This window comes from Streptomyces sp. NPDC054866, assembly GCF_053610745.1.
Window position 1 is genome coordinate 114949 of the sequence record NZ_JBSGZA010000005.1, and the last position, 11933, is coordinate 126881.

An 11933-nucleotide genomic window follows, 5' to 3' on the forward strand; every position below is an offset into this window, starting at 1 on the left:
GCCGCGCGATGAGCCCCCGGAATGGTATCCCCCGGTAACACCGCGCACCTATGGCCCCCCCCCCCCCCGCACCCCCGCGCCCCGGCAACACCACGTCCCCGCACCCCCGCGTCCCCGCGCCCCTCACTCCGCCGGCACCCGCACCGTGAACACCGCCCCCTCCCCCGGCGTACTCCGCGCCGTCACCGTCCCGCCGTGCCCCTCCACCAACTGCCGGACGATCGCGAGGCCGAGCCCGCTGCCGCCCGTCGCCCGCGTACGGGACTTGTCCGCGCGCCAGAAGCGGTCGAAGACGTGCGGCAGGTCCTCGGGGCTGATGCCGGTACCGGTGTCGGCGACCTCCACCACCACCGCGTCGAGCGTGGCGCGGCAGTTGATCGTCACGCTGCCGCCCTCCGGAGTGTGCCGGATCGCGTTGGAGACGAGATTGCCGATGGCCTGGCGGAGCCGGAGCGGGTCGGCCGTGAAGCAGGGGTCCCCGAGCGTCGTCGCGCTCAGCCGTACGCCCGCCGCCTCGGCACCCGCCTGGTGCGCCGCCGCGACCTGGTCCACGACGTCGGACGCGTGCACGGGCTCGCGGTGCAGCCGGAGCGTACCGGCGTCGGCGGCGGCCAGGTCCTGGAGGTCGTTGACGATGTGCTGGAGCAGCACGGCCTCTTCGAGGAGCGAGGAGACCAGCTCCGGGTCGGTGGCGACCACGCCGTCCTCGGCCGCCTCCAGCCAGCCGCGGATGTTCGAAAGCGGCGTACGCAACTCGTGCGCGACGTCGCTCACCATGGCCTGGCGCTGGTCCTCCAGGGCCTTGCGGTGGGCTGCCATGTCGTTGAAGGCGTCGGCGAGTTGGCGGATCTCCCCCGCCGATCCCGCCGAGCGCGCGGTGACGGGTTCGGCCGCCTCACCCGTCTTCATGCGCTGCGTCGCGGCGGTCAGCGCCCGCAGCGGGCGGGTCAGCCGGCTCGCGGCGAAGGCGGTCACGGCGACGGTCACCGCGAGGATGCCCGCCGAAAGCCCCGCGAGCCGGGTGGTGTTGGCCCCGGAGAGGCTGAACCCCGAGTTCTCGCCCGCGCGGGCCGCCGCGGTGCGCGAACCGTCGGAGCTGGTGACGAAGAGGAGGGCGGGCGCGGAGACGAACGGACCGAGCTGCTCGCGCCGGGCGCTGCCCACGCAGGCGGCGGTCTTGGTGTCGAACTCGCTGTCGATGCGGCTGACTCCGCCCGACGGCTCGGTGGGGTACGGCGATTCCGCGGGGGCGCTGGTAGGCGTGCCCCGCCGCTTGGCAGGAGCGTCCGGCACCGGGGAGGCGCCGTGTTCGGCCCGGTCGCCGGGCTTGGCGGGCTGTTCCGTTTCGGTGGGCGGTTCCGCTTCGGTGGGCGCTTCCGTTTCCGTGGGCGGTTCCGCATCGATGGGCGCTTCCGTTTCCGTGGGCGGTTCCTTTTCCGTGGGGATGTAGCGCCCGGATTGACGGTCGAACACCCCCACCGACTGCCACCACGTCAGGTCGAGCCCGATCTTGACGGGCGGGGCGTCCCCGCGCCGCAGGCACGCGTTGGTGAGCTCGTTGAGCCGCTCGAGCGCCTTGTTCTCGGTACGGGTGGGCATGTCGAGCCGATAGTCGCGGCAGCTGGAGTCCAGGAACTGGGACGGGTCGTTGGGGGCCTCGACGCGTGGCCGCCCACTGGGCCCCTGGACGGCATGGGCGGAAACCCCGAGGTCGTGCATGCAGCCCACGACGCTCGCCGCCACCTTCGCCAGCTCTTTCCGCTCCGACCCCGGCAGGCGGAAGGGCCCGACCGCGCGCGGATCGATACGGTCCTGGCCCCCGGACTCCGCGTCCGCGCTCCCCGCACCGGCGGTGAGCGCCCCGTCGACGGCGAGCGGATCGACGACGGCCGAGGCCTTGGCCGGCAACTCGGCCCCGGCTGCCCCCTTACCGCCCTCAACACCCTTGCCGCCCCCGCCCCGCGAATCGGCGATGACCACCCGATCCTGCGTGGTCAGGGCGATACGCCGCCCGGTCTGACGGGCCAGCTCCCGCACGGTCTTCTCGGCGCCGCGCCACCCCGGCGCACCGGCCGCGAGACCGAGCAACTCGTCGTAGACACGGGCGTCATCGGCGAGTACCTGCCCCTGTTCCTGCCGGATCGCGCCGGACGTGGTCTGCGCGGCGAGCCAGGCGGTGGCGGCGATGGAGACCACGGAGACGAGCACGGAGACCGCAAGCAGCCGGGGCAGCAGACTCTTGCGGAACGGTATGTCACGCACCACGTCGTGCCGCCGCCCCGAGGGCCGGTCCGAGGGCGGGCCCGGGGGCGGGGGCGGGTCCGAGAGCGGGCCCGGCGGCGGACCCGGGGGCCGCGCGGAAGGCCGCACCCGTGAGCTTGTACCCGACGCCGAAGACCGTCACGAGATGGCGCGGCCTGCGCGGATCGGCCTCGATCTTCTTGCGCAGATTCAGTACGTGTACGTCGACGGTGCGCACCGATATGTACCCCGACGACCCATGAATACGATCAAGCAGCTGGGGCCGTGTGAACACCCGCTCAGGCTCCGCGGCCAGCGCCGCGAGCAGTTCGAACTCCCCCGGAGTGCACTCGACGAGCCGCCCGTCGACGGTCACCTCGTGCCGCACCGGATCGACGGAGAGCCCGCCCACCCGCAACACACGCGGCACTGCCTCGGCACCCTCGACGACGGGATGGTGCGTGCCCTGGGAGCGCCGCAGCAAGGTACGGACACGGGCCATGAGCTCGCGCGGGCTGTACGGCTTCGTCAGATAGTCGTCGGCCCCGAGATCGAGCCCGAGCAGCAGATCGTCCTCGGTCGTCCGGGCGGTCAGCATCAGAATAGGAATCCCGGCGACGGAGCCACCCCCACCGCCACTCCCGCCCCCGCTCAAGCTCCCACCCCGCAGGACGCGTGTGACGCCGAGGCCGTCGACCCGCGGCATCATCACGTCGAGCACGAGCAGGTCCGGCGGCCTGCGCCGCACCTCGTCGATCGCGGCGCGCCCGTCGTGGACGACGGCGACCGTGTGGCCCTCGCGCTCCAGATAGCGGCGGACCAGCTCGGCCTGTTTCTCGTCATCCTCCGCGACCAGGACAAAAGCGCACATGGCGTCGAGCATAAGCGGGGCGGTACGGGCCTGACCGGATACGGACAGCGGCCTGACAGGATCCTCATAACTCCCGGCAGGCTGCCTACGCCTCGTACGGCACGACTACGACCTGGAACTCGTCCTCGTAGACGACCCGCCCCGGATCCGATGACCGCACCACCCGGCACTCGATGCCGTGCGCGTCCAGAATCTCGAGATAGCCGGGCAGGCGCTCGATGAGATGAGTGGCGGTCACCTTGAACCAGGCGACGGCGCCGGGCGTGACGTCGGGGTCGTAGACGGTGGGGTCCACCTTCGAGGGGGTCGGGTACGCGGCGTCGTACCAGTCGTTGTTGACCCGCCGGAACCGCTCCTGCTCCGGGGTCAACTTCCCTTCCCTGGCAAGCCCGTTGACGAGAACGAACACCCCGGGGAAATGCCCGCGCGGATGGCGCGAGGGCGACTCGTACCGAACGTAAGCGGCAACACCGTCATCACTCATCGCGGCATCCTCGCAGGCCCGAGAGCGGCCGCAGGAACGGGGCTCCCCCACCAACCGTCACCCTGACCCCGCACCCGCACCCGCACCCGCACCCGCACGGCAGCAACGAACGACACCCCACAGAGACCCATACGGCCGCCCCACCTCGCGCCCAAAGCCCACCACCCCGAAGGTGGTCCGCATGAACCACACCCAAGCCACCCGCATCGCCACCACCGCAGCCACCGCCGCCCTCCTCGCCCTCGCCACCACCGCCTGCTCGGACAGCGACGTGGACAAGGTCAAGGACAGGGCAGCCTCCGCCACAGCCAAGGCGGGCGAAGCCGTCGCATCCGCCACGGAGGCAGCCGCGTCCAAGATGGCCGAGGTGAAGGACGGGGTGGACGCGAAGGGCGACGTAAAGGTCGACGGACCCACCAAGTCAGAGAACGACCGGGCAACGGCCAAGATCACGGCCACCAACACCACGGACAAGAAGGCGGACTACACCATCTCCGTCAACTTCCGCGACGGCGACGGCAACCTCCTGGACACGGCAGTCCTCAACATCACCAATGTCGACGCCGACAAGTCGAAGTCCGCCACAGCCCGCAGCAACCGCTCCCTCTCCGGCACCCCGAAGGCAGAAATCAGCAGGGCACTACGCCACTGATCGCCCCGCCAGACAGCCCTCAGGGAACGATCGACCGCCAAATCCGCTCCGGCAGAAGCCGCGCAGCCTGATCGAGATCGACGTCGTCGTACCCGGCGAGCCAGCGGCGCGCGGTCGCGACGACGGGCCCCAGGACAAGACCCTCGATCAAGGACATGGGAAGCGGAGCGACCTCACCCGAGTCGACGTGCTGCTGCATCCAGCCGGTCAGCGGAGACAGCCTGGCCTCCTGCGCGTCACGGATCTGCCAGGCCTGCGTCATCCCGAGCCGGTCGGCGTACGAGGAGTGCAGGAGCCGGGCGGCGTCCGGGTTCTCCTGGATGAACCTCAGGTAGGCCCGCACAAGGGAGCGGATACCGGTCCGTGCCGTACGGGAACGCTCCACGGAAGCGCCGAGCTCGGTGAGGAGACGGCCGAGCCAGCGCAGCAGCAGGGCGCTCATGAGGCCGTCGACGCTGCCGAAGTGGTGGTAGAGGCTGCCGAGGCTGACACCACTGGCCTTGGTGAGCGCGCCGACGGTCACGCCCTGCTCGCCGGAGTCGGCGTACACCTGGAGCGCGGCCTCCAGGAGTCGGTCGGCGGTCTCTTCACCGCGTTGCTGCTTGGGGCTCATGGTCCACCCAGCCTAGAGCACCCCTGGACCCTTCCATTCCTAGAGCACATTTCTAGAAAAGCACTCCACTCCAGCAACCCACTGACTCATACTGACCCGGTGTCTGAACCCATATCGCCGGCCCCACGGCCCGGCCGCCCACCCGGCTCCACCGCCCGCGGCTGCCTGGGGTCCCTGGGCGCCATCGGCGCCGTACTCATCGTCATCCTGCTCGTGAACCAGGGAGAGGACGACGACGGCAACAACGCCGCCCCAACCCCCGCGACGAGCCAAAGCACGTACACCACCGAACCACCCCCCATCGCCACCCCGACACCCGCCACCACCCCGACATCCGCCACCACCCCGACATCCGCCGCCACGCCCACAAGCGAGGCCCCCACCCCCTTCAAGTCGGGAACCTGCCTCAACGGCACGCTGCCGGACTCCACGACAGCGCAGGAGGTCAACGACGTGGAGGAGGTGTCCTGCTCGGCAACCGACGCCCACTACGAGGTGATCGAGACGATCCCCATGACGTCAGAGATGAGCCGCTGCAACGACAACCCAAAAACCCAATACGCCTTCTCGTACCGCTACACCCTCAACGGCTCGACCATCAACGAATACGTCTACTGCCTGATCGGCCTCGGCTCATACGCCCGCTGAACCCCCCGAACAACGGGACCACTCCAGGCAAAGCAAAAGCCCCAGGTCACGGCGAGTGAGTCCTGGGGCTTCTACAGAGCCGCCTTCGGGATTCGAACCCGAGACCTACGCATTACGAGTGCGTTGCTCTGGCCATCTGAGCTAAGGCGGCACGCGTCCCGCACCTATGGTGCGATCAGCAGCGACGCCAAGTCTACACAGTTTCCGGGGGTGCTCCGTACACCCCCGGTGGGCGGCCCACCCGGGCCCGTGTCACCCCTGCGAGCAGCGCTTTCCGTCGTCCGGGGCCTTGCCTTCCAGCAGGTACGCGTTGACCGCCTCGTCCACGCACTTGCTGCCGCGCCCGTACGCCGTGTGGCCGTCCCCCTCGTACGTGAGCAGCTTGCCGGAGGAGAGCTGGTCGGCCAGGGCCTCGGCCCAGCGGTAGGGGGTCGCCGGGTCGCGTGTGGTGCCGACCACGACGATCGGAGCCGCGCCTTCCGCCTCGATGCGGTGCGGCTCACCCGTCGCCTTCACCGGCCAGTACGCGCAGTTCAGCGAGGCCCAGGCCAGGCCCTCGCCGAAGACCGGGGAAGCCTTCTCGAAGTCCGGGAGGGATTTCTCGACGTCGGCGGCCGTATCGAAGGCCGGGGGGAGGTCCAGGCAGTTCACGGCGGCGTTGGCGAACATGAGGTTCGCGTACGTCCCGTCGCCGTCGCGCTCGTAGTAGCTGTCCGAGAGGGAGAGGAGGCCCGCGCCGTCCTTGTCCCTCATCGCGGTGGCCAGCGCCGTGCGCAGTTGGGGCCAGGCGCCCTCGTCGTACATCGCCGCGATCACGCCCGTCGTGGCGAGCGCCTCGCCGAGCTTGCGGCCGTCGGAGTCGCCGGTGGGGATCGGCGCGCGGTCCAGTTCGTCGAAGAAGGACTTGAGACGCTTGCCCGCGTCCGCCTCGCTCCCCGTGCCCAGGGGGCATTCCGACCGGCCCACGCAGTCCTTCGCGAACGACTGGAACGCCGTCTCGAAGCCCGCCGTCTGGTCACGGTTCATGCGACGCGCCGGCAGCGACGGATCCATCGCGCCGTCCAGGACCAGGCGCCCGACGCGGTCGGGGTAGAGCCCGGCGTACGTCGCTCCCAGGAACGTGCCGTACGAAGCGCCCACGTAGCTCAGCTTCTCGTCGCCGAGCGCCGCGCGCAGGATGTCCATGTCGCGGGCCGCCTCGACCGTCGAGACGTGCGGCAGCACCTCGCCGGACCGCTTCTCGCAGCCCGCCGCGAACTTCTTGAAGGCGAGCGACAGTTGGGCGGTCTCGCGCTCGTCGTCCGGTGTGACGTCCGTCTGCGTGTGCGCGTCCATCTGCTTGCCGTCGAGGCAGGTGACGGGCTCGCTGCGGGCCACGCCGCGCGGGTCGACCGCCACCATGTCGTACTGGGCGCGGACCTCTTCGGGGTAACCGAGGGCCGCGTACGACTGGAGGTAGCCGATCGCCGAGCCGCCGGGTCCGCCCGGGTTGACCAGGAGCGAGCCGAGGCGCTTGCCGGGTCCTGTGGCCTTCTTCCGGGAGACGGCGAGCTTGATCGCCTCGCCGTCCGGCTTCGCGTAGTCCAGCGGCGCCTTGATCGTGGAGCACTCGAAGCCGGCGACGCCGCACTCGCGCCAGCTCAGCTTCTGTTCGTAGTACGGAGTCAGCTCCTGCGGGGTGGCGCGGGGCAGCGCGGCCATGGACACGTCCGCCGTCGTGCTCCCGGCCGAGCAGCCGGAGATGAGCAGTCCGGCGGCCAGGAACGCGGTCGCGGGGGTGCGGAGTCCTCTGATGCGCATCACGTGAGACTAACGCCATGCGTTGGATCAGTGACACAAAGTGCCCGTACGGGTGACTCCGTCAACCAGCCCGCCCGCAGCCAACCACCCCAGCTAGCCCGCCCGCAGCGCCACCGTCATCGCCTCCACCGCGAGCAGCGGCGCAACATTGCGCTCCAGTGCCGTGCGGCAGGCGCCGATCGCCTCGATGCGGCGCAGCGTGGACTCGGGCGATGTGCCGCGCGCCAGGCGCTCCAGCATGTCGAGCACCTCCGTGTTGGCCAGTGCCACGCGCGAGCCGAGCTGCAGGGTGAGCACGTCGCGGTAGACACCGGTCAGCTCGATGAGCGCGAGGTCGAGGCTGTCGCGCTGTGTGCGGGTCCTGCGGCGCTTCTGCCGGTCCTCCAGGTCCTTCATGACGCCCGCGGTGCCGCGCGGCATCCGGCCACCCTTCTCCGCGCCGAGCGCCGCCTTCAGGTCGTCGGTCTCCTTGACGTCGACTTCCTCGGCGACCTGCTTCGCGTCGTCGCCCGCCGTGTCGATCAGCTCCTGCGCGGCCTTGAGACAGCCGCCGATGTCCTCCACGCGCATGGGCAGCTTGAGCACGGCGGCACGGCGCTCGCGTGCCCGCGGGTCGGTCGCGAGGCGGCGGGCGCGGCCGATGTGTCCCTGGGTGGCGCGCGCGGCGGCAGCGGCGACATCGGGCTCGATGCCGTCACGGCGGATGAGTACGTCCGCGACGGCGTCCACCGGAGGCGTACGCAGCGTCAGATGGCGGCAGCGCGAGCGGATGGTGGGCAGCACGTCCTCGAGCGAGGGCGCGCAGAGCAGCCATACGGTGCGGGGGGCGGGCTCTTCCACGGCCTTCAGGAGGACGTTGCCCGCGCCCTCGGTGAGACGGTCGGCGTCCTCCAGGACGATGACCTGCCAGCGGCCGCCCGCAGGCGACATCTGGGCCCGTCTGACCAGCTCGCGGGTCTCCTTGACGCCGATGGACAGCAGGTCCGTACGCACCACTTCGACGTCGGCGTGCGTGCCGACCAGGCTCGTGTGGCAACCGTCGCAGAAGCCGCAGCCGGGCGCCCCACCGAGCGCGCGGTCCGGGCTGGTGCACTGGAGCGCGGCACCGAAGGCGCGGGCGGCGGTGGACCGCCCGGAGCCTGGCGGCCCGGTGAACAGCCAGGCGTGCGTCATCTTCGACGCCTCGGGCCGCGGGGTGCCCGCGGCCACGGCGGTCACCAGCGTGTCGGCGTCCCGGGCCGCGGCACTGAGCTGCTCACTCACCCGCTCCTGGCCCACCAGGTCGTCCCATACGGTCATCGGTCACCGCCTCCGCCCTGCTCCCGCGTCGTACGTCGCGCGCTGTCGAATTCATTGTGGAGCACGCCACTGACAACGCGGGCCGCTCGCTGCTCGGTGAGGCTCAGCGCCTCAGCGCCTCAGCGCCTGTTCCTCCCACGGCCGCCCCGGCCGCCGCCCCGGCCGTCCTCATCCTCGTCCCGCTCCCCCAGCAACTCGTCCGCCAGCGAAGGCAGATCGTCCAGCGGAGTCTCCTCCGCCCAGTCCGAGCGAGGGCGCTGAACAGGCTCTCCGTGCTCATCGACCTGGGGCAGCTCACGAGTGCGGTCGTTCCCGCCGCCACCGTCCGGCGAAGGCGCAGGCGAAGACGCAGGCCGCTCGTCGCGGAAGTACCCCGGCGGCACCTTGTCCTCCTGTACGGAAGGCAGCACGGCCGTCTCGTCCGCAGCACCCGGCACGGGCGGCTGCGGCAGCACCTCGGTCTCCTCCGAACCGGAGGAGTCCTGCACCTGCGGGAGCACCGCGGTCTCGTCGGCCGCACCCGGGGCAGACGCACCCGGAGCGGACGCACCCGGCTTCACGACGGGAGTGGGCACCGTCGTCTCGTTGTCCGGCACGGCATCCGCATCCGCAGGAGCGCCGGACGAAGCCGACTTCGGAGCCGGAGCACGCTTCGGAGCCGGAGCAGAAGCCGCCGCACTCGAAGCGGCAGCAGCCGCAGCCGCGGAAGCCGCAGCCAACCGCCGCGCCTCCTCGGCCCGCAGCAGCGCCTCCTCGGCCTTGCGCTGCTTCTCGAGGCGTCGCGCCTCGGCCTCGGCACGGAGCCGCGCCTCTTCCTCCGCCTCCTGGCGGCGCCGCGCCTCCTCGGCCGCCCGCACCTTCTCCTCGGCGAGCAGTCGCGCCTGCTCCTCCTCGGCCCGGCGCTTCGCCTCCTCGGCGCGCTGCCTTGCCTCCTCCGCCTGCCGTTCGGCCTCGCGGCGCTGCGCCTCCTCCAGCTCGCGGCGCTTGCGCTCCTCCTCCTCGGCGCGGAGCTTGGCGAGCTGCTCCTGGCGCTCGCGCTCGACCCGCTCCTCCTCGGCCTTGCGCGCGGCTTCTTCCTCGGCCTTGCGGCGCGCCTCTTCCTCGGCGGCCTTGCGGGCCTCTTCCTGTGCCTTCACCTCGGCCTCGGAGAGCGGCAGCATCAGGTCGAGCCGGTGCCGGGCGACGGTCGTGACCGCTTCCGGCTCCTGCGCGGCGTCGATCACCAGATAACGCCCCGGGTCGGCGGCGGCGAGCGTGAGGAAACCGGACCGCACGCGCGCGTGGAACTCGGCGGGCTCCGACTCAAGTCGGTCGGGCGCCTCGGTGAAGCGTTCGCGGGCCGCCTCCGGAGACACGTCGAGCAGCACCGTCAGATGCGGCACGAGCCCGGCCGTCGCCCACCGCGAGATACGGGCGATCTCGGTCGGGGACAGATCGCGCCCCGCGCCCTGGTAGGCCACGGACGAGTCGATGTACCGGTCGGAGATGACGACCGCGCCCCGCTCAAGGGCGGGACGTACGACCGTGTCGACGTGCTCGGCGCGGTCGGCGGCGTACAGAAGTGCCTCGGCGCGGTGCGAGAGGCCGGCCGACGAGACGTCGAGCAGGATCGACCGCAGCCGCTTGCCGACCGGCGTGGCGCCCGGCTCGCGCGTCACGACGACCTCGTGGCCCTTGGCCCGGATCCACTCGGCGAGCGCCTCGGCCTGCGTCGACTTGCCGGCGCCGTCGCCGCCCTCCAGGGCGATGAAGAAGCCCGTGGCCGCGATCCCCTGCGCGGGATCGTCGCCGCCGCGCAGCGCGTCCCGCAGGTCGTGGCGCAGCGGCACGCCCTGCCGGTCGTCGATCTTGGCGAGGACCAGCGCGGCCACCGGCAGGAGCAGCGCGCCCACCAGCATCAGTGTGAAGGCGGCGCCTCCGTGGTCGAACACGAACTTGCCGTTGACGAAGCGGTGCGGTCCGATCGCCGCCGCGACCACGGGGGCGATGAGCGCGCCGAGCGCGATGAAGAGGCGTACGACCGCTTGGAGATGTTCCGTCGTGCGCGCCCTGCGGTAGTCCTCGACCTCCTGGTCGAGCAGTGCGTGCCCGGTGTGCGCGGCGATGCCCGCGGCCACCCCGGCGAGCGCCAGGAGCAGCAGCACGGTCGTCACGTCGGGCACGAGACCCGCGGCGAGCAGCGCGACGCCGGTGAGGGCGATGGCGAGCGCGAGCAGCCTGCGGCGCGAGAGCGAGGGCAGCAGCGACGGTGCGGTGCGGATGCCGACGGCAGTGCCGCCGGTCAGCGCGAGGACGACCAGGCCGTACGTGACGGGTCCGCCGTCCAGGTCCTTGGCGTGCAGCACGGCGACCGCTACGGAGGCCGCGATGGCCCCGGCGATCGCGGCGCAGGCGGCGACGAGCAGCGGGATCGCGCCGGTGCGGCCGCGGTCGGTGCCGCTGCCGGTGCGCGGCCTGCGCAGCCCTTCGAGGGGGCTACGCGCGCGTGGCGTCTGCGTGGCGGGAAGTTCGAGGAAGTAGACGATCGACAGCGAGGCCGCGAAGAGCCCGGCGGCGACGAACGAGGCGAGCCCCGCCTGGTGCACCCCGAACCAGTCGATCCCGGTGCCGAGGAGGTTCCCGACCAGGGTGACGGCGACGAGCGCGGCGGCCGCGACGGGCAGCGCGATGAATCCCGTACGCAGCGACAGGCGCCGCAGTGCGTCCATGTGGTCCGGCAGCGGCCGCACCGTCGCGCCCTCCAGGGGCGGCGCGGGCAGCAGCGCGGGCGCCGCGCTCTCGCGGCAGACCGTCCAGAAGCGTTCGGCGACGCCGATCACGAAGGCGGTCACGAGCAGCATCGCGAGCGCGTTGTCCGGGGTCCAGTCGATCCACAGCGGCGCGACGATCAGGAGCCCGGCCCGCAGACCGTCCGCCACGACCATCGTCCAGCGCCGGTCCAGCGGCCCGTCCGGTGACGTGATCGAACTCAGCGGCCCGAGAAGCACCGCTCCGAAGAGCAGCGTCGCGAGAACGCGTGCCCCGAAGACAGCGGTGACCGCGAACGCGGCCCCTCGATAGCCGCCCCCGAACGCCCCCTCGGCGATGGCCGCTTGCAGCGCGAGCACCACCAGGACAAGGAGGGCGAGGGCGTCGCCGACACCGCCGACCAGCTGGGCGCTCCAGAGCCGCTTCAGCTGCGGCACGCGCAGCAAGGCGCGGACAGCACGCTCTCGGGAATCTGCGACCAGGGCGTCGTCGGGGGCCGGGTTTCCGACCGTTGGCTGCTCGGCACGCGTCATCCGTCCAGCCTATCCGCACGGTGTGACACTCCGAAGGGGCGCCC

Annotated in this window: 9 protein-coding genes and 1 tRNA gene; 2 read left to right on the plus strand and 8 right to left on the minus strand. The window is 71.7% G+C overall.

Features of this window, described 5'->3' with window-relative positions; genetic code table 11:
* Positions 1–123 precede the first annotated feature (123 nt).
* From ACWGI2_RS25420 to ACWGI2_RS25430, 3 genes are all read right to left on the minus strand, one after another.
* Positions 124–2265, minus strand: a complete 2142-nt coding sequence (locus ACWGI2_RS25420) for an ATP-binding protein (protein WP_453697822.1) — start codon at positions 2263–2265, stop codon at positions 124–126.
* Positions 2255–3112, minus strand: coding sequence for a response regulator transcription factor (locus ACWGI2_RS25425; protein ID WP_453697823.1), 858 nt, complete (start codon positions 3110–3112; stop codon positions 2255–2257). The genes ACWGI2_RS25420 and ACWGI2_RS25425 overlap by 11 nt, the downstream gene beginning before the upstream one ends.
* An 85-nt stretch (positions 3113–3197) precedes the next feature.
* Positions 3198–3596, minus strand: a complete 399-nt coding sequence (locus ACWGI2_RS25430) for a hypothetical protein (protein WP_453697824.1) — start codon at positions 3594–3596, stop codon at positions 3198–3200.
* Between the two features lie 181 nt (positions 3597–3777).
* Here ACWGI2_RS25430 and ACWGI2_RS25435 point away from each other — a divergent pair, with 181 nt between their 5' ends.
* Entirely contained in the window at positions 3778–4248 is a 471-nt protein-coding gene (locus ACWGI2_RS25435; protein ID WP_453697826.1) for an FxLYD domain-containing protein, read from the plus strand.
* 19 nt (positions 4249–4267) lie between these two features.
* Here ACWGI2_RS25435 and ACWGI2_RS25440 read toward each other — a convergent pair whose 3' ends face one another.
* Complete coding sequence (locus ACWGI2_RS25440; RefSeq protein ID WP_453697828.1) at positions 4268–4861, minus strand: TetR/AcrR family transcriptional regulator; 594 nt, start codon at positions 4859–4861, stop codon at positions 4268–4270.
* Between the two features lie 99 nt (positions 4862–4960).
* Between ACWGI2_RS25440 and ACWGI2_RS25445 the strand changes: the two genes are divergently transcribed.
* On the plus strand, positions 4961–5509 hold the full coding sequence (locus ACWGI2_RS25445; protein ID WP_453697830.1) for an LppU/SCO3897 family protein: 549 nt from the start codon (positions 4961–4963) through the stop codon (positions 5507–5509).
* A 77-nt stretch (positions 5510–5586) separates the two neighbouring features.
* Here the strand turns inward: ACWGI2_RS25445 and ACWGI2_RS25450 are convergent.
* From ACWGI2_RS25450 to tmk, 4 genes are all read right to left on the minus strand, one after another.
* Positions 5587–5660, minus strand: a tRNA-Thr gene (locus ACWGI2_RS25450).
* Between the two features lie 101 nt (positions 5661–5761).
* On the minus strand, positions 5762–7309 hold the full coding sequence (locus tag ACWGI2_RS25455; protein ID WP_453697831.1) for an alpha/beta hydrolase: 1548 nt from the start codon (positions 7307–7309) through the stop codon (positions 5762–5764).
* Between the two features lie 93 nt (positions 7310–7402).
* Positions 7403–8608 carry a DNA polymerase III subunit delta' gene (locus tag ACWGI2_RS25460; RefSeq protein WP_453397032.1) on the minus strand — a complete coding sequence of 402 codons (1206 nt, stop codon included), beginning with the start codon at positions 8606–8608 and terminating at the stop codon, positions 7403–7405.
* Positions 8609–8727: 119 nt separating this feature from the next.
* Complete coding sequence (gene tmk / locus ACWGI2_RS25465; protein ID WP_453697833.1) at positions 8728–11889, minus strand: dTMP kinase; 3162 nt, start codon at positions 11887–11889, stop codon at positions 8728–8730.
* Positions 11890–11933: the final 44 nt, after the last annotated feature.

What these genes read in the sequence shown, in the direction of transcription:
- ACWGI2_RS25425 (WP_453697823.1), bottom strand. Translation starts at nt 3,112, where the DNA reads ATGTGCGCTTTTGTCCTGGTCGCGGAGGATGACGAGAAACAGGCCGAG.
- ACWGI2_RS25430 (WP_453697824.1), bottom strand. Translation starts at nt 3,596, where the DNA reads ATGAGTGATGACGGTGTTGCCGCTTACGTTCGGTACGAGTCGCCCTCG.
- ACWGI2_RS25435 (WP_453697826.1), top strand. Translation starts at nt 3,778, where the DNA reads ATGAACCACACCCAAGCCACCCGCATCGCCACCACCGCAGCCACCGCC.
- ACWGI2_RS25440 (WP_453697828.1), bottom strand. Translation starts at nt 4,861, where the DNA reads ATGAGCCCCAAGCAGCAACGCGGTGAAGAGACCGCCGACCGACTCCTG.
- ACWGI2_RS25455 (WP_453697831.1), bottom strand. Translation starts at nt 7,309, where the DNA reads ATGCGCATCAGAGGACTCCGCACCCCCGCGACCGCGTTCCTGGCCGCC.
- ACWGI2_RS25460 (WP_453397032.1), bottom strand. Translation starts at nt 8,608, where the DNA reads ATGACCGTATGGGACGACCTGGTGGGCCAGGAGCGGGTGAGTGAGCAG.
- tmk (WP_453697833.1), bottom strand. Translation starts at nt 11,889, where the DNA reads ATGACGCGTGCCGAGCAGCCAACGGTCGGAAACCCGGCCCCCGACGAC.